A 21,547-nucleotide genomic window follows, 5' to 3' on the forward strand; every position below is an offset into this window, starting at 1 on the left:
ATTTAGAATGGCTTGGGTTGTGAAAAAACAGTCAACACAAGAGGAGCTTGCGAATCGATTCCGAGCTTTAGTAGAAGCAAATGAAATTTTGCAAATTCCAGGTGCTCATGATGCAATGGCAGCTCTTGTTGCGAAAAATACAGGTTTTTCAGCTCTTTATTTATCAGGAGCTGCTTATACTGCAAGTAAAGGTTTACCAGATTTAGGTATCGTGACGTCTACTGAAGTGGCTGAGAGAGCAAGAGATTTAGTAAGAGCTACAGACTTACCTGTTCTTGTTGATATTGATACAGGATTTGGTGGTGTACTAAATGTGGCGAGAACAGCTGTAGAAATGGTGGAAGCGAAAGTAGCAGCTGTCCAAATTGAAGATCAGCAATTACCAAAAAAATGTGGACATTTAAATGGTAAGAAACTTGTTACTACAGAAGAATTGGTTCAAAAAATTAAAGCGATTAAAGAAGTTGCACCGAGCTTATACATTGTAGCACGTACTGATGCTCGTGGCGTTGAAGGATTAGATGAAGCAATTGAAAGAGCAAATGCATATGTAAAAGCAGGTGCAGACGCAATTTTCCCTGAAGCGCTTCAATCAGAGGAAGAATTCCGTCTATTTAATAGTAAGGTAAATGCACCTTTGCTTGCGAATATGACTGAATTCGGAAAAACTCCATATTATAGTGCAGAGGAATTTGCGAATATGGGTTTCCAAATGGTTATTTATCCTGTAACTTCACTTCGCGTTGCAGCGAAAGCGTATGAAAATGTGTTTGCTTTAATTAAAGAAACAGGTTCTCAAAAAGATGCACTTTCTAATATGCAAACGAGAAGTGAATTATACGAAACAATTTCATATCATGACTTTGAAGAGTTAGATACTGGTATTGCAAAAACAGTATTATCAGAAGATCAATAGATAAAGCAGCGAAGGCGATGAAAATACATCTTTGGCAAAATAAAATGCTTGATGTGAAAAATCATCGCCTTCTATTTTCAAAAAAGATATTCCACTCATCGTAGACGAGCATAAGCAAAAAGCTATGAAAGCCGAATGATAGGGGGATACATATGGAGAAAACGAAGTTACCATGGGATGAATTCTTTTCACTTAATAAAGATATAAATCATACTTACTTTACACCAGAAGATTTTTCAGGTGATGAAGATTTAATCGCAAAAACGACAGAACAATTCGTTAAACAAGAAATTGTTCCACAAATGGAGAATATTGAACAACATAACTATAAAGTTTCTCGTCAATTATTTGAGAAAGCTGGGGAACTTGGATTATTAGGCATTGAGGTACCAGAAGATTATGGCGGGTTCGAGTTAGGAAAGGCTGTCTCAGGTCTTGTAGCAGAGAAAATGGGTTACGCTGGTGCGTTTAGCGTTTCTTTTAATATACACGCTGGTGTCGGTACATTGCCTTACATATATTATGGAACGAAAGAGCAAAAAGAAAAATATTTACCGAAAATCGCATCGGGAGAATGGATTGGGGCTTATGCTTTAACAGAGCCAAATGCTGGTTCGGATGCATTAAGTGCAAAAACAAGCGCCGTATTGAATGAAGAGGGAACAGCTTGGAAGTTAAATGGTGAGAAGCAATGGATTACAAATGCTCATATGGCAGATGTATACGTTGTTTTTGCGAAGACAAATAAAGGAATGACAGCGTTTATTGTCGAAAGAACATGTGAAGGTGTATCTATTGGATTAGAAGAAAAGAAAATGGGGATTAAAGGTTCTTCAACAGCGACTCTTATTTTAGAAGATGTTGTCATCCCTGCTGAAAATGTTTTAGGGGAAGTTGGGAAAGGGCATCACGTAGCCCTTAATATTCTTAACTTTGCTAGACTTAAACTTGCTTTTGGAAATATTGGAACAGCAAAACAAGCAATTGGTTTGTCGGTTCAATATGGAAAAGAGCGAAAACAGTTCCAAACGGAATTAGTAGACTTTACGATGATTCAAGAGAAAATTGCAAATATGATCATTGCTACATATGGAGCCGAAAGTGCAGCTTATCGTACGGCAGGTGTAATCGATGAAGCAATTCATGAGAGCGATGAAGATCTTATGAAGAAAATGTCCCAATTTGCAATTGAATGTGCACTGAATAAAGTAAATGCTTCTGAAACACTTGCTTATATCGTAGATGAAGCTGTACAAATTCATGGTGGTTACGGTTATATGCAAGAGTATGAGGTAGAACGATTATATCGTGATGCTAGAATTAGTCGTATTTTTGAAGGAACGAACGAAATTAATAGATTAACAGTTGCCAAAATGTTAATGAAGCAAATCGAACAATTAGAAGATACTGAAGTAGAAAGTGATGTAGCAAATGTAGAAAGAAACCATCGTTACATTTTATTAGCGAAAAAATTGTTGAAACAATCTTTGAAAGCGCTCTCTAAAACTCCAGGTCTAAAAATTGACCAAGAACAAGAATATTCACGTGTAATTTCAAATATGTTGACGGACGTGTACGTCATGGAATCAGCGTTTTTACGTACGAGAAAAGCGGTAAGTAAAAATGGTGAGGAAAAAGAACGTACGAAGCAATTAATAACGGATGTTATTTGTGAAGAAGGATACCGTAAAGTAGAAGAAGCGGCGATTTCTGTACTTTCAGCGGCTGTCACAGAAGAACAAGATAGACATGTGATTTTAGCTGAAATCCGTCAATTATTAGTGCCTTTATACACGAACGTATTTACGAAGAAGAGAGAAATTGCGAAAGCTATTATAAATCGCGGGAAATATATTGTGTAAATAGGAGGAAAGCGATATGAAAAAGATTGGTTTTATCGGTTTAGGTAACATGGGCCTTCCAATGTCAAAAAATCTAGTTAAATCAGGTTACACAGTGTATGGCGTGGACTTAAATAAAGAGGCGGAAGCGTCCTTTGAAAAAGAAGGCGGAATTATCGGTCTATCAATCTCAAAACTAGCAGAAACATGTGATGTAGTTTTTACAAGTTTACCTTCACCTCGCGCTGTTGAAGCGGTATATTTTGGAGCAGAAGGATTATTTGAAAATGGTCACTCGAATGTAGTTTTCATTGATACAAGTACGGTATCGCCGCAGTTAAACAAACAGTTAGAGGAAGCTGCAAAGGAAAAGAAAGTAGACTTTTTAGCAGCACCTGTGAGCGGTGGTGTAATCGGAGCCGAAAACCGTACATTAACGTTTATGGTTGGTGGATCAAAAGACGTATATGAGAAAACGGAATCTATCATGGGCGTACTAGGCGCGAACATTTTCCACGTTAGTGAGCAGATTGATAGTGGTACAACTGTTAAGTTAATTAATAACTTATTAATTGGTTTTTATACAGCTGGTGTGAGTGAAGCTTTAACATTAGCGAAAAAGAATAATATGGATTTAGATAAAATGTTTGATATTTTAAATGTAAGTTACGGTCAAAGTAGAATTTATGAACGTAATTATAAAAGTTTTATAGCACCTGAAAACTACGAGCCAGGATTTACTGTGAACTTATTGAAGAAAGATTTAGGATTTGCAGTTGACTTAGCTAAGGAAAGCGAACTCCATTTACCGGTAAGCGAAATGTTATTAAACGTATATGACGAAGCGAGTCAAGCTGGATATGGTGAAAACGATATGGCTGCTTTATATAAGAAAGTTAGCGAGCAATTAATTTCTAATCAAAAATAAATTATACAAAGGAGAGAATACAATGATTACAACTGAAATTAAACGAGTAAAAAATCACATTAACGGTGAGTGGGTTGAATCGACAGGTACGGAAGTAGAAGCAGTTCCAAATCCAGCGACTGGAAAAATTATCGCTTACGTTCCACTATCTCCAAAAGAAGATGTTGAAAAAGCTGTTGAAGCGGCAAAAGCAGCATTCGAAACATGGTCTAAAGTACCAGTTCCAAATCGTTCAAGAAATTTATATAAATATTTACAGCTATTACAAGAAAACAAAGATGAGCTTGCAAAAATCATTACGCTAGAAAATGGTAAGACGCTAACGGATGCAACAGGTGAAGTACAGCGTGGTATTGAAGCGGTAGAACTTGCAACATCTACGCCAAATTTAATGATGGGTCAAGCACTTCCGAATATCGCTAGCGGAATTGATGGATCGATTTGGCGCTACCCAATCGGAGTTGTTGCTGGTATTACACCGTTTAACTTCCCGATGATGATTCCGTTATGGATGTTCCCACTTGCAATTGCTTGCGGTAATACATTCGTATTAAAAACATCTGAAAGAACGCCACTTTTAGCAGAGCGACTTGTAGAATTATTCTATGAAGCAGGTTTCCCAAAAGGCGTATTAAATTTAGTGCAAGGCGGAAAAGATGTTGTAAATAGCATTTTAGAAAATAAAGATATTCAGGCTGTTTCGTTCGTTGGCTCTGAGCCGGTAGCTCGTTACGTATATGAAACAGGTACGAAACACGGAAAACGTGTACAAGCATTAGCAGGTGCGAAAAACCATGCGATTGTAATGCCAGATTGCAATCTTGAGAAAACAGTACAAGGTGTAATTGGATCTGCATTTGCAAGTAGTGGAGAGCGCTGCATGGCATGCTCAGTAGTAGCAGTAGTGGATGAAATTGCTGATGAATTTATTGATGTATTAGTAGCAGAAACGAAAAAATTAAAAGTAGGCGATGGCTTTAACGAAGATAACTATGTTGGACCATTAATCCGTGAATCTCATAAAGAGCGCGTTTTAGGCTATATTAATAGCGGTGTAGCAGATGGGGCAACTTTATTAGTAGATGGCCGTAAAATTAATGAAGAAGTTGGAGAAGGTTACTTTGTAGGTGCGACAATCTTTGATGGCGTGAATCAAGAAATGAAAATTTGGCAAGATGAAATTTTTGCTCCAGTATTAAGTATTGTACGTGTTAAAGATTTAGAAGAAGGTATTAAACTAACAAATCAATCTAAATTTGCAAATGGTGCGGTTATTTATACGTCAAATGGTAAACATGCACAAACATTCCGTGATAATATCGATGCTGGTATGATTGGTGTAAACGTAAACGTTCCAGCACCAATGGCATTCTTCGCATTTGCAGGAAATAAAGCTTCATTCTTTGGTGATTTAGGTACAAATGGTACAGATGGCGTTCAATTCTATACACGTAAAAAAGTTGTAACTGAGCGCTGGTTTTAATATAGAGTAAACAACCAAATCAGTTATTAGATGAAAACCACCACTATTAATAGTGGTGGTTTTCGTCTTGTTAATTATTTTTTTCAAAAGCTAGTTTAATACCAAATCCAATTAGGACGACTCCTGTTAGCCCTTGAATATAACGTTGCGTCTTCGGTTTTTTCATAAAAGCACTAATTTTATCAATTAAAAATATATAAAATGCAAACCAAATGACTGTTAAAACGAGGTAAGTAAGGCCCATTACAAGAAGTTGAATAAATGTATTATGATTTGGATTTAAAAATTGTGGTAAAAAAGTTAAAAAGAAGACTGCTACTTTAGGATTTAATAAATTTGTAAGAAATCCTTGGCGAAAGCAAGAAGTATGTTCGTTTTCATTATTCAAAGATAGATCATTTGTATCTAAGTTTTCTTTGTTTCTTACTGCTAAAAGGGCTTTAATACCGATATATATTAAATAGAGAGCCCCAACGTACTTGAAAATAGAAAATAAAAGAGCTGACTTTACAATAAGTGCAGAAAGACCAATTACAGCAGCTAAAGTATGAATTAATAGTGCAATACATGTACCAAACACTGTTTTCACTCCACCGACTTTACCAGCAACCAATGTATTTTTCGTAGCCATTGCTGTATCTGGACCAGGTAAAATGATAAGGCAAATAGACATAATGATGAAAAGAAGATAATTTTCTATCATAGCCGCCCCTCCTTTTTATTTTTAGAATATTTGATTAAAATCAGTGTAGCACAAAAATGGATTTAATAAAATTAAATTTTATTAAAAATAATTAAATAAAAAAGGCTATATAGTAGCTGTAATTACACTACTATATAGCCTCGATTTTATACCGCTATTTGCGGGTAGTAAGATTTTCACCACACAAGATTTAGCTGAAGCAAAGAAGTTAGGTGGGGGATGAACAAAATATCCCCTCATGCCAATTTCATTTTATGCATTAAGTAAGTTAAAGAAACGATTCACATCTTCTTCTGAAACGTCACTTAACTGTTTATATTTATAATTCGGATTTTGATCTTTATCAACGACAACGGAGCGTACTCCTTCGAAGAAATCTTCATGTCTCATGAAGTTTTTAGCAAGTATAAGGTCCGTAGCGAAACATTCTTCAACGGATTTATCTTGTCCATCAATAAACTGTTTTAATGTTACTTTTAGTGAAATAGGGGATTTTGATAACAGTGTTTCTTTCGTTTTTAGAGCAAAGGAACTTTCATCTTTCTCCAATGAATGGATGATTTCTTCAATTGTATCGAAAGCAAAATGTGAATTGATTACTTCTAATGAAGGAGCGAGCTCGCTTTCTAAGTTTTGAGCAGTTGCAAATGTACGAATAACTTCTTTTAAATTAGTATGTACATCATCTTCTTTATGCCAATTTACACTTTCAAGTTCAGTAAGAAACTCTGGTAATGAATCAGATGTCATAAAGTAATCTGCAGCATTAATAAATAATACGTCAGAAGCTTTTAAAATAGATGCTGTTAAAGCAACGAATCGTCCTGTATATCCAGGCGCTTTATTTAAGAAATATGCAGCTCCGACGTCTGGGAAGAAGCCGATATTCATCTCTGGCATTGCCCATTTCGTACGCTCAGTTACAATGCGATACTTCGCACCATTTGTAAGACCGACACCGCCGCCCATTACAATTCCATCTAAACAAGCAATAATCGGTTTTGTATATTGATAAATATATGTATCAATTTCATACTCTTCTTCAAAAAAACGTTCTGCATGTTGCAATGCCACTTCATTGGAACGCGCTTCATAAAGAGTTTTAATGTCGCCACCTGCACAAAAACCTTTTGTGCCAGCTCCTTTTAACACGATAAGTGCAATACGCTCATCGTGTTCCCACTCTTTAAGTTTTTGTCCGATAGGTTGTAACATGTCATAAGATAAAGAATTAAGTGCTTTTGGACGGTTTAAAGTAATTGTCGCAACGCCGTTTTCACTAACAGAAAATAAAACTTGTTCAGTCATAATGCATCCTCCCTTACATATCTTCTTATTCTTAATTCTTGATATGTACTGAAATGTCCTTTATAAATTTTGTCAAAAGTTGACGGTAAATATTAATTTGGTCACTGCATATTTTGACGAGTTATCTTTGCAGGATTTCAGAGACTGAGGGGGAATATTACAACATTACTGTAAGTGTAATTATTTGAAGTTATAATGATAAAAGCGCTATTATATAGGTGTGAAATGTTCATTATCAATTCTAAAAGTGTGTTTGAAGAAAAAATAAATCGTACAATTGTAATAAAAAATTTTACATTGAATTAGAAATAGAGAAAGGAGAAATCGGAATGCCAGGACCTTTACTATTGTCGGTTATTATTTTGTCTTTTTTAATGATAGGAATAACGCAGTATTTTCATCATACAGATACGACAGAAGAAGTGAAGGATAAAGTACGTCTCGTATTTCCGATTTTTATAATATCTATTTCATTCTGTATTTTATTAAATAAAGATGGCTACATTGTCGCAGTGTTCTCATTTTTCGTCGCAATCGTCTTAATTACCGTTTTATATTATGTAATGAAAGACTTTATACAAAAATAAAGATGTCACAATAGGCATTTTTATTTTGGGGGAAATATAAAATTTCACATACCGTATTTTATATAAAATACATAAAGCATATAACAATAGAAAAGTGTGTACTTTGCTGTGTATGTACTTGTCAATCTTGCATAGCCACTATACTATTAAAATGTAGAGATTATAAAAAGGGGTTGTATCTATCATGAAATTTGAGATGCACACAAAAATTATTTCAAATGAAAAAGAAGTAAGATTACATATTGAAGAAAATATATTTCAATTAATATTGGATGGTTACCACTTATTTACAATTAAAGAAATATTGCCTTTATATAAATCAAATGAAGAAAGAATTGGAAGTGCAACGATATTGAAACTAGAGTGGGAGAACGGAAAAACTACAATAAACTATCAACTCGTTTCACTAAAATCAGTAAATTAAAAGGAGTAGAAAAATATGAAGTTATTTCATACAGCGGATTGGCATTTAGGAAAGCTTGTTCATGGCGTGTATATGACTGAAGACCAAAAGATTGTATTAGATCAGTTTGTACAGGCTGTTGAAGAAGAAAAACCAGATGCTGTAATTATTGCAGGGGATTTATATGACCGAGCAATTCCACCTACAGAAGCAGTAGACTTATTAAATGATGTGCTGCAAAAAATAGTTATTGATTTACAAACACCAGTTATTGCAGTAGCTGGTAATCATGATAGTCCGGATCGTATCCATTTTGGAAGTAGTTTAATGAAAAAACAAGGATTACATATTGCAGGTCAATTTCAATTCCCGTACGAACCTGTTGTACTAAATGATGAATATGGAGAGGTTCACTTCCATCTAATACCGTATGCAGACCCAAGCATAGTTAGACACGTGTTGAAAAATGAAGACGTACGTTCTCATGATGATGCGATGCGCATTTTTATGAATGAGCTCTCTGAAACGATGGATAAAGAAGCTAGACATGTATTTGTTGGACATGCATTTGTAACTTCTTCAGGAGAAGCGGAGGAGAATACAAGTGATGCAGAACGACCACTTTCAATTGGTGGTGCTGAATATGTAAATAGTCATTATTTTGATAAGTTTCATTACACAGCGCTTGGACATTTACATCAAGCGCATTTTGTACGTAATGAGACCATTAGATATTCAGGTTCACCACTTGCCTATTCAATTTCTGAAGAGAAACATAAAAAAGGTTATTACATTGTAGAACTGAATGAAACTGGTGAAGTAGCAATTGAAAAAAGGTTACTTTCACCACGTCGTAAAATGCGAACAGTAGAAGCGAAAATAGATGAATTATTACAGCATCCAGTAAGTGAAGATTACGTATTTGTAAAATTATTAGACGAAAACCCTGTCTTACAGCCAATGGAGAAAATACGATCTGTATATCCAAATGCAATGCACGTTGAAAGAGCGATGCAAAGGCGAGAACTCACAGATACAAATGAAGTAACGGTTTCAAGACATAAAACGGATGATTTATCTCTTTTAAAGGCTTTCTATAAAGAAATGAAAGGGTTAGATTTATCAGAAGAGAAAGAACGCCTATTTATAGATGTATTACAAACAGTGCAAGAACGGGAAGGTGAACGAGGATGAGACCGATTCAGCTTATTATGACAGCATTCGGGCCATATAAACAGAAAGAAGTAATCGATTTTGAAGATCTTGGAGAACATCGTATTTTCGCTATTTCTGGGAATACGGGAGCTGGAAAAACAACGATTTTTGATGCGATTTGTTATGTGTTATATGGTGAGGCTAGTGGAGAAGAACGTAGTGATACGAGCATGCTTCGAAGTCAATTTGCTGATGATAATGTTTATACAAGTGTTGAATTAACCTTTCAGTTAAAAGGGAAACGCTATGAAATAAAACGGCAACTTGGACATAAAAAACAAGGGAATAAGACCATTACAGGACATGCAGTAGAATTATATGAAGTTATTGATGGAGAAAACGTTCCAGCCGTCGATCGTTTTCATGTAACAGACGTAAACAAAAAAGTGGAAGATTTAATTGGGTTAAGTAAACATCAATTTAGCCAAATTGTTATGTTACCCCAAGGGGAATTCCGAAAACTATTAACATCTGAGACGGAAAACAAAGAAGAGATTTTACGTCGTATTTTTAAAACGGATCGTTATAAATTAATGCGTGAGTTACTTGATCAAAAGAGAAAACAATGGAAAGATGTCTTGCAAGAAAAACAAAAAGAGAGAGAGCTCTATTTCCGTAATGTTTTTAAATTACCAATCCGTGATGGAGCATTATTAGAGACATTAGTGGCACAAGAACATGTAAATACGCATCAAGTAGTAGAAGCGTTAGAACAAGAAACAACCGTGTATAAGGCAGAGGTTGAGCAATTACAAGTAGAACAAGATGTTCAAACGAAGCAATTAAAGGATGCAGAAACACGTTTTCATGCAGCAAAATCTGTAAATGAGAAATTTATAGATTTACAACAAAAGAATGAGAAATATAACACTTTACAAGAGAACCGTGCAGCAATTGAAAAGAAAGAAAAATCCTTTAAACGTGCGGAACAAGCAAAGCGCTTATTACCATTTGAACAATGGTATGAAGAAGCGATGGAAAATGAGCAGAAAGCTGAAAGTTTGTTAAAACAGATAAGCGTCAAACAAGAACAGATAATGAATAGCTTTGAACTTGCTCAGGAGAAGTATGAAGTAGTAAAGAATAAAGAAGCTGAGCGAGAAGAGGCTAAAAAACTTGTTCAAAGATTAGAAGAGTTACAAGCGATTATTGAATCATTAGCTGAGAGAAAGCTGAATTTACAAAATACCGAAATCCAAATAGGGAAATTAAAAGAAAGTATGCAAAAGTTAGATCAACAACTAGAAGAGCATACAAACAAAAAACAGAGAATGTCTGATGAATTGCAGCAATTAGAACAAGCACTTGAGCAATATGTAGCTAAAGTAGAAGAACTAACGAATATGCGAGAAGATGCAAAAGTTTTAAAGCAAGCATATGATGTTTGGCAAGAAAAACAAAAATTCGAGCAAGAAAAAGAAGCGGCAAATAATAAAATGCAAGTGGCAGTTCGTGCATATGAAAACATGGAGCGCCGCTGGTTAAGTGAACAAGCTGGTATATTAGCTCTTCATTTACATGACGGTGAATCTTGTCCGGTATGTGGTAGTACGAATCATCCGCAAAAAGCTACAGAGCAAAGTAATGCGATCGATGAAAAAGAGTTAAACGATTTAAGAGATAAGAAGAACATTGCTGAAAAATTACATGTGCAAGTAGAGGAGAAATGGAATTTCTATCGACTACAATATGAACAAGTGATAGAAGAAGTTGTGAAGCGCGGCTACAACTCGGAAAAATTAGCTGAAACATATAGTGCACTTGTTCAAAAAGGAAAACAATTAGCTGCAGACGTTAATACGTTAAAAGCAAGTGAAGAAACACGTAAGCAGATTGCTGCGAACATGAAAAGCGTAGAAGAAAAAATAGAAGAACTTCAGAAACAAAAACGAGAAGTGGAAACAATGCAGCACCGTACAGAAATGGAGTGTATGCAACTTCGTACGTCATATGAACATGATAAACGAAATATTCCAGAAAACTTACAAACAGTACAAGCTTGGAAAGCACAGTTTGACCAAGCTATGCAGGAACTTAGGTTAATGGAGGACGAATGGAAGAAAGTGCAGGAAGCGTATCAGCATTGGCAAAATGAAAATATACGTATTCAAGCAGAACAAAAAGGTGCTTCTAATCAATTTGAAAGTGCAAAATTAAAGAAAGAAGAGACTTTCGCACGCTTTATGAAAGAGCTAGAACAAAGCGGGTTTACAGACGAATTCACGTATAAAGAAGCCAAATTAAGCGATCACGAGATGGAAATGTTACAAAAAGAAATTCAAGGTTATTATTCATCGCTTGAAGTGCTTGCAAAACAAATTGAAGAGTTACAAGCTGAATTAAAAGATAAAGAGTATATGGATATTACAGCGTTAGGTGAACACATAACAGAATTACAAATTAATCTCGATATCATTAAAGAAAAACGTCAACGTGCGCAAAATGCGGTAACATATATTTCTGATTTACATGAAAACATTAGACGTATTGATGAGCAAATTCATGAGGAAGAAAAAGCTTTCCAAGAACTTGTTGACTTATATGAAGTAATGAAAGGTGATAACGAGAGCCGTATATCATTTGAACGTTACATCTTAATTGAGTATTTAGAACAAATTGTTCAAATTGCAAACGAACGATTACGTAAATTATCAAACGGACAATTTTATTTAAAACGAAGTGAACGAGTTGAAAAGAGAAATCGTCAAAGTGGATTAGGCTTAGATGTGTACGATGCATATACTGGCCAAACACGCGATGTAAAAACACTATCCGGCGGAGAGAAATTTAATGCATCACTTTGCCTAGCGCTAGGAATGGCAGATGTCATTCAAGCATATGAAGGTGGTATTTCCATCGAAACGATGTTCATCGATGAAGGGTTCGGTTCATTAGATGAAGAATCATTAACGAAAGCAGTAGACGCCTTAATTGACTTACAAAAATCAGGCCGATTTATCGGTGTCATTTCACACGTACAAGAGCTGAAAAACGCAATGCCAGCTGTATTAGAAGTAACGAAGCAGAAGGATGGGTGTAGTCAGACTAGGTTTGTGGTGAAGTAAGCTTAGAAAATGGAGTAGGGAATCTATCGATACTTTTAGTGTCATATGTATGAATAATAAAACGTCGTCTCTTCATTGGAGGCGACGTTTTATTTTATAAAATATCTATGAATTATCTGTAGAAGGCGGCGTATTCTCCAAACGATTATAAGCTTTAAAAGCTGAAATTGCCGATATAACCCCGCCTACTAAAAATAAAGTCGATCCTCCAACTAAGATGATACGACTGACATATGTTTCCCGTGCTTCTTCGACTTCTTCTTGTAACGCTGTAGGCATATGAATCCCCCTTTATAAAAGTTGTGTTATCTCGCTATTTGCCGTGCAGTAAGACCCACATCTAAAAATTCAGGGGAAGCAAAGAATTTAGGTGGGGCCCTGCTGCCCGTAAAAGCCCGATTGGTGAGGGCTGATAAGCAGTGGGGGATGAACAAAAGCCCCACTGATTAAAGTTTCACTTTATAAATAGTATATACAAACGCCTAAAATGTGTTAAAATAACTGATGATTTTACGCAGTGAGTAATTAGATGAGTAGGATGCGAGTGGCTAAGTAAATCTTCATCACAAATTTATGTGAACTTCACATAGAGCACATATTAACATTGTATTATGTATATGTACCAAATAAATAAATAAATAAAGTGAATGTAAGTTCTGTTTTCAAAAATTTAAAATCCTTTTATTTCTATATGAAAGTTTTAATCAAGGGTTTTAAAAAATTTGGAAATAGATCTTATGAATATGGAATTCATATAAAAGGGGAATGTCTTATGACAACATATACGAGTGAAATGAGAAAAACTTTAGTTTCAGAAGAAGATGTAGATATTTTAAAAATTATGGCGCATCCAATCAGACTGCAAATTGTAAATGAATTAAGTACGAGAAAAACTTGTAATGTAACACAATTAACAGAGTTACTGAATATTCCGCAATCTACTGTTTCACAACATTTATCAAAAATGAAGGGTAAAGTGTTACGAGCAGAGAGAAGAGGTTTAGAAATTTATTATCATATTAACAATTTAAAAGCGAGTAAGATTGTTAATGTTTTAGGGTATATAAACTAGTGAAATATTTTTATATAAAATAGCCCCTGCTGTTGAGCAGGGGCTATTTTGTGTTGTTTTATGTATTTGTATTTAAAACTTTATAGTTTTTATGATTTACAATTGTTCGATCAAATTCAAAAGTACCACCGCTTACATTTGTAATTTCAACTAAGACCGATTCAGTATAAAGTTTTAATACAGATCCTGTAATCTTTAAATTATTTCGTTGAAAAAGTATAGTATCCCCTACGTTTGCTTTCATAGTACCTCCTCATTAAAGACAGAAATATTTTTTTATTATATATATTAAACCACGGATAGATATATTAGTGAATATTTAGTTTTATTTATTGGGAAAAAATTTGTTCTCTAATAGAAGAGTATAAAGTACTCTTATGTTAAAAGTTATATTTTATTTAAGTTTATCCCGCTATTTGCTGGGCAGTAAGACCCCCACCTCAAAATTCAGTGGAAGAAAAGAAGTTAGGTGGGGGCCCTGCTGCCCATAAAAGCCCGATTGGTGAGGGGTGATTAAAGTTTCACTTTATTATAAGTAAATTGTTTTCAGCATTAGCGAAACAATATTTCTATGTAAATACTGCAGGGAAGCAAATTATTCAAAAAACAGACACTATGTAGCACAAAACGTAAAGTAGATAAGTAAAGTTTTTTTCAGGAGTATAAGAAAAATATACGTTTATTAATAAGATCTCTAATTGGTAAAATTCCAATTAAAAACATAGAAAAACTTTAATATAAAAAGGTAATCAATTAAAAATGGAGAAGTAATATATACGAAAGGAGAGATTTATATGAATAAAGGGAAAAAACAAGTTAGTCAACTTAGTTTTCTGGTGAATTTTATGAACGACAAGGGGAGTCTTGTGAAAATTTAATAGTATTATAGTATCCCCTTGTGAAAAAATGGTTGGGGGAATATATAAATGATAACAGAAATGAATATTAAAGTAGTTTGTGAAGAATCGTTTTCAAAAAGAGAAATAAAAATTTTAGAGACGTTTCTTTCAACTTTATCGGGGCATTCTAATGCTCTCGTTACAAAAGAGGGGATGTTTTTAAACCCATTAAGTAAAGAGAAGAGTGTGATTTATTATCACAACTTTGTATTTGTAAAATCACTTACAGAAGAAATGTGTGCAGAATTAAAAGAAGTTTTAACAAGACGTATTAAAAATGCTTTCATTATGATGGAATTTGTAGAGCCAATTGTTACATTTGAAGAAACAATTATAAACGTATAAAAAAAGTCAGGCTTATGAATTGACCTAATAAAACCGTCTCTTTAATAAATAGTAAAGAGACGGTTTTATTGTTTCACTTTTAAAAAAAGAGTTCAAAAATAAATGTAAATCGATCTTATACAAAAACTACTTATTAAATAAGTGTTACGTATTTAATAAGTAGTTTTTGTATTTCATCCTTCGTTTTTTGTAACTGATTCTACGTTTTTGACGCTCTGTCTTGTAAGTGCTTACATAAACAAAAACATCTTATACAATGAAGGTGTCAAATCAAAAGAGGTGACCAAAATGAACATAAAAAAAGTAAATTTAGCGAATAGCATTGAAATAGAAAGAGGAGGCGGAAAGGTATGAAAAAATCAACTGTTAATCCATGGTTTGTTGTCCTTGGCACAGTTATAGTACAAATGGGGCTTGGGACGATATATACATGGAGTTTATTCAATCAGCCTTTAGTTAGTAAATACGGTTGGAGTCTTAACGCTGTTGCGATAACTTTCTCAATTACTAGTCTTTCTTTAGCATTTTCAACTTTATTTGCGAGTAAATTGCAAGAAAAATGGGGACTTCGTAAACTTATTATGATAGCTGGATTAGCATTAGGACTAGGATTAATACTTAGCTCACAAGCATCCTCATTAATATTACTTTATGTACTAGCGGGAGTTGTTGTAGGTTATGCAGATGGTACAGCATATATCACTTCACTATCAAATTTAATAAAGTGGTTTCCAGAGCGTAAAGGTTTAATTGCTGGTATTTCTGTCTCTGCATATGGTTCAGGTAGCTTAATCTTTAAATACGTTAACGCACAGTTGATTGAATCAGTTGGTGTATCGCAAGCATTTATATACTGGGGTTTAATTGTTACAGCTATGATTGTAATTGGTGCTTGTTTAATCCATCAAGCTGCAGATCAAGGAGCAGTTCATGAAACAAAAACTAAGGAATACACAACGAAAGAAATGTTAGGCACAAAACAAGTATACTTATTATTTATCATGTTATTTACATCATGTATGAGTGGCTTATACTTAATCGGTATGGTAAAAGACATTGGTGTTCAACTTGTAGGACTTAGCGCAGCAACAGCAGCTAATGCGGTGGCTATGGTTGCAATCTTCAATACATTAGGTCGTATCATTTTAGGACCGTTATCGGATAAAATTGGGCGTTTAAAAATCGTTACTGGTACTTTTGTTGTTATGGCGAGTTCAGTCTTAGTTCTAAGTTTTGTAGATTTAAATTATGGTATTTACTTCGTATGTGTAGCAAGTGTAGCGTTTTGCTTTGGTGGAAATATCACTATTTTCCCAGCTATTGTTGGTGATTTCTTCGGTATGAAAAACCATAGTAAGAACTACGGAATTGTGTATCAAGGATTTGGATTTGGGGCGCTTGCAGGTTCCTTTATCGGTGCACTTCTAGGTGGATTCAAACCAACGTTCATGGTGATCGGTGTATTATGTGTCGTGTCATTCATTATCGCAATTTTAATTCAAGCACCTAAACAGAAAAAAGAACAAGAAGAAGAGTATCGCAGCGTAGCATAAGTATACAAATCTTCTATAACACTATGATTACGAAAAAGCATCCTATTCTATTAATTAGGATGCTTTTTTTATGAGTTATTTTAACAAGGTTAAATTACTTTTGTGATTTTTATAGATGTAAAAGTGAGTGGAATACCCATTTGGATTATATTGGAATATGATAAATTGATACATCATATTCGAAATATATATTAAATCTTAAATGATAAAGAAGACATTCATTAGTATTTGTAAGATATATTTTCAGAAAAATATTGAGAAAATATATACTTGAGTTTTTCATAAAGCATTGTAAATGAACGTATCTCTAGTTTATCTTCTTCAATTTTAAAAAGAGGAGTTTGAATTTTATTTATAATATAAGTACATTTAATGCGTTTAGGTATGATTTTATTAAGAAGCATTAAAATACTTTATCTGAAAAATAAAAAAAGATTGACAAGTTTATTGAGAAACATTATCATTTCGGTGTAAGATAGTAAATGAAAAACATTATCAATAAAATGGATTTTAAAGTAATGCGCACTTGACCAATTAGTTTAGTAAGTGTATTATTTTTTACAACATGAATGATAATGAAAATCAATATCATTTATGTTACTTAATGAAATTAATGTTTATGTGAAAGGATAGAGAAAATGAACTTAGGGGAATTTGATGGGCAAACAGTTTTAGTAACAGGTGCAGCACAAGGCATAGGCAGTGTTGTTGCCAAAATGTTTTTAGAAAGAGGAGCCACAGTTATTGCGGTCGATCAAAATGAAGAGGGGTTAAATGTACTCTTAAATCAAAATGAATTAAATAAAACACGTATGAAAACGTTTCGTTTAGATGTGAGTAATAGCGCTGCTGTTGAAGACATGGTAAATCATATTGCAAATGAAATAGCGCCAATAGATATTTTAATAAATGTTGCAGGGGTTTTACGTATGGGACCAATTCATTCGTTAAGTGATGAAGATTGGAATAAAACATTCTCTGTAAATACTACAGGGGTTTTCAATATGTCCCGAGCGGTAAGTAAAAATATGATGTTAAGAAAATCAGGGGCAATTGTTACAGTCGGTTCAAATGCGGCAAATACGCCGAGAATGGAGATGGCTGCGTATGCTGCGTCAAAGGCTGCAACGACGATGTTTATGAAATGTTTAGGACTAGAGCTTGCGGCATACAATATACGCTGCAACTTAGTTTCTCCAGGTTCTACTGAAACTGAGATGCAAAGATTACTATGGGCTGATGAGAATGGAGCTAAAAATATAATTGCTGGTTCTCAAAATACATATAGACTCGGAATTCCATTACAAAAAATTGCACAACCTTCAGAAGTTGCTGAAGCCGTGTTATTTTTAGCCTCAGATAGAGCAAGTCATATTACAATGCACAATTTATGTGTCGATGGCGGTGCTACGTTAGGAGTTTAATCAAAATTCAGGAGGTTATTATATTATGAATGAACATATAGCTGTAAAGGAATTGTCAGAAAAACTTTTAGGAGATTATAAGACTGAATCTTCATTCTTTTTTGCTTCACCAACTCGAACGATATTAGCAGAAGGAGAGTTTACTACAGTAAAGCATCGTGAAATTGAAAATTTCCCAGAGCTTGTGCAAGCGACATTAAGTAATGCGAAACAAGCTGGAAATCCAAATCCTATCGTTGTGGGTGCTTTGCCATTCGATCGTAGAAAAGAAGTCCAACTTATCGTACCCGAATATAGTAGGATTTCTGAGCGTTTACAATTGGATACAACAAATCAGCTTGAAACAAATGAGAACGTAACATTTGAAATGACGCCAATGCCAGACCCTGAAGTTTATATGAATGGTGTGAAGCAAGGAATTAAAAAAATACAGGACGGTGATTTAAAGAAAATCGTTCTATCTAGATCGTTAGATGTTAAATCTTCGGAAAAGATTGATAAGCAAAAACTTCTGCGAGAATTAGCAGAGCATAATAAGCATGGTTATACATTTGCTGTGAATTTACCGAAAGATGAAAAAGAGAACAGTAAGACGCTAATTGGAGCAAGTCCTGAATTACTTGTTTCACGTAATGGTATGCAAGTTATTTCTAACCCGTTAGCTGGTTCAAGGCCACGTAGTGAGGACCCAGTAGAAGATAAAAGAAGAGCAGAGGAATTACTTTCTTCTCCAAAAGATTTACATGAACATGCGGTAGTAGTGGAAGCGGTTGCCGCTGCACTTCGTCCGTATTGTCATACATTACATGTTCCAGAAAAGCCATCAGTTATTCATAGTGAAGCGATGTGGCATTTGTCTACAGAAGTGAAAGGTGAACTGAAGGATCCAAATACTTCTTCTTTACAATTAGCAATTGCCCTTCATCCTACGCCAGCAGTTTGCGGAACTCCGATGGAAAAAGCAAGAGAGGCTATACAGCATATTGAGCCATTTGACCGCGAGTTCTTTACAGGAATGCTAGGATGGAGCGATTTAAATGGAGATGGAGAATGGATTGTTACAATTCGTTGTGCTGAAGTACAAGAAAATACACTGCGTTTATATGCAGGAGCTGGAGTTGTTGCTGAGTCAAAACCAGAAGATGAGTTAGCAGAAACATCAGCTAAGTTCCAAACAATGCTAAAAGCTTTAGGGTTAAGAGATAGTTCACTTAATGAAAAATAGGGGGAAGAAAGAATGCTAGTAGGTTATACAGAATGGCCAAAAGAATTTGCCGATCGTTACCGAGAAGAAGGATGTTGGCTTGGTGAAACATTTGGAGGAGTGTTAAGAGAGCGGGCTGAGAAATATGGAGATCAAATCGCGGTTGTAAGTGGTAAGAAGCATATAACATATAGTGAACTTAATAAAAAGGTAGATCGTTTAGCAGCAGGTTTACTGAATTTAGGAATAAAGAAAGAGGACAGAGTTGTAATCCAGTTACCTAACATTATCGAGTTTTTCGAAATATGTTTTGCACTATTTCGAATTGGAGCGCTTCCTGTCTTTGCACTGCCGTCACATCGAAGCAGTGAAATTAGTTATTTTTGTGATTTTGGCGAGGCGAGCGCTTACGTTATTTCAGATAAGGCTCTCGGTTTTGATTATCGAAAACTAGCAAGAGAAGTGAAAGAGAAAGTGCCAAATTTACAACATGTAATTGTAGTGGGAGAAGAAGAAGAGTTTGTGAACATAAATGATCTGTATATGGATCCCGTCTCATTACCAGAAGTTCAGCCAAGTGATGTTGCGTTTCTCCAATTATCAGGAGGCACAACAGGTCTTTCTAAATTAATTCCTAGAACACATGATGACTATATTTATAGTTTACGTGTTAGCGCTAAAATTTGTAATTTGAATGCAGAAAGCGTCTATATGGCAGTTCTTCCAGTAGCACACAATTACCCAATGAGTTCTCCAGGGACATTTGGAACTTTCTATGCGGGTGGAAAAGTGGTATTGGCAACTGGTGGTAGTCCAGATGAGGCATTTGCTCTTATCGAAAAAGAAAAAGTTACAATTACAGCGCTCGTTCCGCCATTAGCAATGATTTGGCTTGATGCTGCATCTTCTCGTAATACCGATTTATCGAGCCTAGAGGTTATTCAAGTAGGTGGTGCTAAGTTTAGTGCTGAGGTAGCAAGACGTATACGCCCTACATTTGGATGTACGTTACAGCAAGTATTCGGTATGGCGGAAGGATTAGTGAACTATACAAGATTAGACGATCCGGAAGAAATTATTATTCATACACAAGGTAGACCAATGTCTGCACTCGATGAAGTACGAGTTGTTGATGAAAATGACAACGATGTACAACCGGGCGAAGTAGGTAGTTTATTAACACGAGGTCCATATACAATTCGTGGTTACTATAAAGCCGAAGAGCATAATGCACGATCATTTACAAAGGATGGGTTTTATCGCACAGGTGATCTTGTAAAAGTAAATGAACAAGGATACATCATTGTAGAAGGAAGAGATAAAGATCAAATTAACCGTGGTGGTGAGAAAGTTGCTGCGGAAGAAGTTGAAAATCATCTATTAGCACACGATGCGATCCATGACGTAGCAATCGTATCTATGCCTGACGATTATTTAGGTGAACGCACCTGTGCTTTTGTTATAGTTCGCGGACAAGTTCCGGCAGTAAGTGAATTAAAAATGTTTTTAAGAGAACGTGGTATAGCGGCTTATAAAATTCCAGATCGAATTGAATTTATTGAATCATTCCCGCAAACAGGAGTCGGAAAAGTCAGCAAAAAAGAACTACGTAAAGTCATTGCTGAAAAACTTATTACAGTAAAACAATAATAAAAATCGGAAGGAAGTGATTAGATGGCCATCCCATCTATTTCAGTATATAAAATGCCAATTGAATCAGAACTACCAAAAAATAAAGTGAATTGGACACCAGATCCGAAACGTGCAGTACTTTTAATTCATGACATGCAAGAATACTTTCTTGATGCATATAGCGATAAAGAATCACCAAAAGTAGAACTTATTTCAAATATTAAAATGATAAGAGAAAAATGCAAGGAACTTGGTATACCAGTTGTTTATACAGCACAACCTGGTGGGCAAACGTTAGAACAACGAGGTTTATTACAAGACTTTTGGGGTGACGGTATACCTGCTGGACCAGATAAAAAGAAAATTGTTGATGAACTTACTCCTGATGAGGATGATATATTCCTAACAAAATGGAGATATAGTGCATTTAAAAAGACAAATCTATTAGAAATTTTAAATGAACAAGGAAGAGATCAACTCATTATTTGCGGTATTTATGCGCATATTGGCTGTCTTTTAACAGCTTGTGAAGCATTTATGGATGGTATAGAGCCGTTCTTTGTAGCAGATGCAGTTGCTGATTTTTCACTAGAGCATCATAAACAAGCATTGGAGTATGCATCTAATAGATGTGCAGTAACGACATCAACAAACCTACTGTTAAAAGATTTACAAAGTGTAAAAGATGATGAGAGTGAAGGAATTACTATACAGGAAGTGCATGAACTAGTTGCACAACTACTTCGTGAGCCAGTAGAGAGTATTGATATTGATGAAGACTTATTAAATAGAGGGCTTGATTCGGTCAGAATTATGAGTTTAGTAGAAAAGTGGCGTCGTGAAGGGAAAGAAATCACTTTTGCAGATTTAGCAGAACGTCCAACTGTTGCAGGTTGGTACAGTTTACTATCTTCACAAACAGCACAGGTGCTGTAACAAATAGACTACATAATAAAGGGGTAGTAAAGA

At 34.9% G+C, this 21,547-nt stretch carries 19 protein-coding genes; 15 read left to right on the forward strand and 4 right to left on the reverse strand.

Annotated features, from left to right (window positions below; all coding sequences use genetic code 11):
- Positions 1-7 precede the first annotated feature (7 nt).
- From prpB to MHH55_RS05730, 4 genes are all read left to right on the forward strand, one after another.
- Positions 8-916, forward strand: coding sequence for a methylisocitrate lyase (prpB, locus tag MHH55_RS05715; protein ID WP_000312639.1), 909 nt, complete (start codon positions 8-10; stop codon positions 914-916).
- Between the two features lie 152 nt (positions 917-1,068).
- Positions 1,069-2,778: an acyl-CoA dehydrogenase family protein gene (locus MHH55_RS05720; protein ID WP_078187701.1), complete on the forward strand. Its 1,710-nt coding sequence runs from the start codon at positions 1,069-1,071 to the stop codon at positions 2,776-2,778.
- A 16-nt stretch (positions 2,779-2,794) separates the two neighbouring features.
- Entirely contained in the window at positions 2,795-3,685 is an 891-nt protein-coding gene (locus MHH55_RS05725) for an NAD(P)-dependent oxidoreductase (protein WP_000719409.1), read from the forward strand.
- 22 nt (positions 3,686-3,707) lie between these two features.
- A complete protein-coding gene (locus tag MHH55_RS05730) occupies positions 3,708-5,168 on the forward strand; it encodes a CoA-acylating methylmalonate-semialdehyde dehydrogenase (RefSeq protein WP_000633344.1) in 1,461 nt (486 codons plus the stop codon).
- Between the two features lie 70 nt (positions 5,169-5,238).
- Here MHH55_RS05730 and MHH55_RS05735 read toward each other — a convergent pair whose 3' ends face one another.
- Both MHH55_RS05735 and MHH55_RS05740 read right to left on the reverse strand, forming a co-directional pair.
- Positions 5,239-5,871 (reverse strand): LysE family translocator, encoded by a 633-nt coding sequence (locus tag MHH55_RS05735; RefSeq protein ID WP_000572360.1) that lies wholly within the window; start codon positions 5,869-5,871, stop codon positions 5,239-5,241.
- A gap of 252 nt (positions 5,872-6,123) precedes the next feature.
- The gene (locus tag MHH55_RS05740) at positions 6,124-7,179 is read right to left on the reverse strand and encodes an enoyl-CoA hydratase/isomerase family protein (protein ID WP_078188171.1); all 1,056 of its coding nucleotides are present in this window, start codon (positions 7,177-7,179) and stop codon (positions 6,124-6,126) included.
- Between the two features lie 329 nt (positions 7,180-7,508).
- Between MHH55_RS05740 and MHH55_RS05745 the strand changes: the two genes are divergently transcribed.
- From MHH55_RS05745 to MHH55_RS05760, 4 genes are all read left to right on the forward strand, one after another.
- Positions 7,509-7,766, forward strand: coding sequence for a hypothetical protein (locus tag MHH55_RS05745; protein WP_001119404.1), 258 nt, complete (start codon positions 7,509-7,511; stop codon positions 7,764-7,766).
- A gap of 184 nt (positions 7,767-7,950) precedes the next feature.
- Complete coding sequence (locus MHH55_RS05750; RefSeq protein WP_000667342.1) at positions 7,951-8,190, forward strand: DUF2584 family protein; 240 nt, start codon at positions 7,951-7,953, stop codon at positions 8,188-8,190.
- A 15-nt stretch (positions 8,191-8,205) separates the two neighbouring features.
- Complete coding sequence (locus MHH55_RS05755) at positions 8,206-9,363, forward strand: exonuclease SbcCD subunit D (RefSeq protein ID WP_000765150.1); 1,158 nt, start codon at positions 8,206-8,208, stop codon at positions 9,361-9,363.
- Complete coding sequence (locus tag MHH55_RS05760) at positions 9,360-12,449, forward strand: AAA family ATPase (RefSeq protein WP_001247463.1); 3,090 nt, start codon at positions 9,360-9,362, stop codon at positions 12,447-12,449. Before MHH55_RS05755 ends, MHH55_RS05760 begins: the two co-directional genes overlap by 4 nt.
- A gap of 105 nt (positions 12,450-12,554) precedes the next feature.
- On the opposite strand, the gene MHH55_RS05765 is transcribed toward MHH55_RS05760, so the two are convergent.
- Positions 12,555-12,728 carry a hypothetical protein gene (locus MHH55_RS05765; RefSeq protein ID WP_001141668.1) on the reverse strand — a complete coding sequence of 58 codons (174 nt, stop codon included), beginning with the start codon at positions 12,726-12,728 and terminating at the stop codon, positions 12,555-12,557.
- A 493-nt stretch (positions 12,729-13,221) separates the two neighbouring features.
- Between MHH55_RS05765 and MHH55_RS05770 the strand changes: the two genes are divergently transcribed.
- Positions 13,222-13,521, forward strand: a complete 300-nt coding sequence (locus MHH55_RS05770) for an ArsR/SmtB family transcription factor (protein WP_000214801.1) — start codon at positions 13,222-13,224, stop codon at positions 13,519-13,521.
- A 58-nt stretch (positions 13,522-13,579) separates the two neighbouring features.
- On the opposite strand, the gene MHH55_RS05775 is transcribed toward MHH55_RS05770, so the two are convergent.
- A complete protein-coding gene (locus MHH55_RS05775; RefSeq protein ID WP_000646793.1) occupies positions 13,580-13,765 on the reverse strand; it encodes a YkvS family protein in 186 nt (61 codons plus the stop codon).
- A gap of 682 nt (positions 13,766-14,447) precedes the next feature.
- Here MHH55_RS05775 and MHH55_RS05780 point away from each other — a divergent pair.
- The 6 genes from MHH55_RS05780 to MHH55_RS05805 all read left to right on the forward strand — a co-directional run bounded on the left by MHH55_RS05780 (position 14,448) and on the right by MHH55_RS05805 (position 21,514).
- On the forward strand, positions 14,448-14,765 hold the full coding sequence (locus tag MHH55_RS05780) for a hypothetical protein (RefSeq protein WP_000627302.1): 318 nt from the start codon (positions 14,448-14,450) through the stop codon (positions 14,763-14,765).
- 350 nt (positions 14,766-15,115) lie between these two features.
- Positions 15,116-16,318, forward strand: a complete 1,203-nt coding sequence (locus MHH55_RS05785; protein ID WP_000750111.1) for an L-lactate MFS transporter — start codon at positions 15,116-15,118, stop codon at positions 16,316-16,318.
- Positions 16,319-16,956: 638 nt separating this feature from the next.
- Complete coding sequence (gene dhbA, locus MHH55_RS05790) at positions 16,957-17,742, forward strand: 2,3-dihydro-2,3-dihydroxybenzoate dehydrogenase (RefSeq protein WP_001048437.1); 786 nt, start codon at positions 16,957-16,959, stop codon at positions 17,740-17,742.
- Between the two features lie 25 nt (positions 17,743-17,767).
- A complete protein-coding gene (gene dhbC, locus MHH55_RS05795) occupies positions 17,768-18,967 on the forward strand; it encodes an isochorismate synthase DhbC (protein ID WP_001002080.1) in 1,200 nt (399 codons plus the stop codon).
- Between the two features lie 12 nt (positions 18,968-18,979).
- Positions 18,980-20,596 carry a (2,3-dihydroxybenzoyl)adenylate synthase gene (locus MHH55_RS05800; RefSeq protein WP_000960124.1) on the forward strand — a complete coding sequence of 539 codons (1,617 nt, stop codon included), beginning with the start codon at positions 18,980-18,982 and terminating at the stop codon, positions 20,594-20,596.
- 24 nt (positions 20,597-20,620) lie between these two features.
- Entirely contained in the window at positions 20,621-21,514 is an 894-nt protein-coding gene (locus MHH55_RS05805; RefSeq protein WP_071740458.1) for an isochorismatase family protein, read from the forward strand.
- Positions 21,515-21,547 lie beyond the last annotated feature (33 nt).

The sequence above is a fragment of the Bacillus sp. FSL K6-2944 genome (genome assembly GCF_038005385.1).
In the GTDB taxonomy this organism is placed as follows: Bacteria; Bacillota; Bacilli; order Bacillales; family Bacillaceae_G; genus Bacillus_A; species Bacillus_A cereus.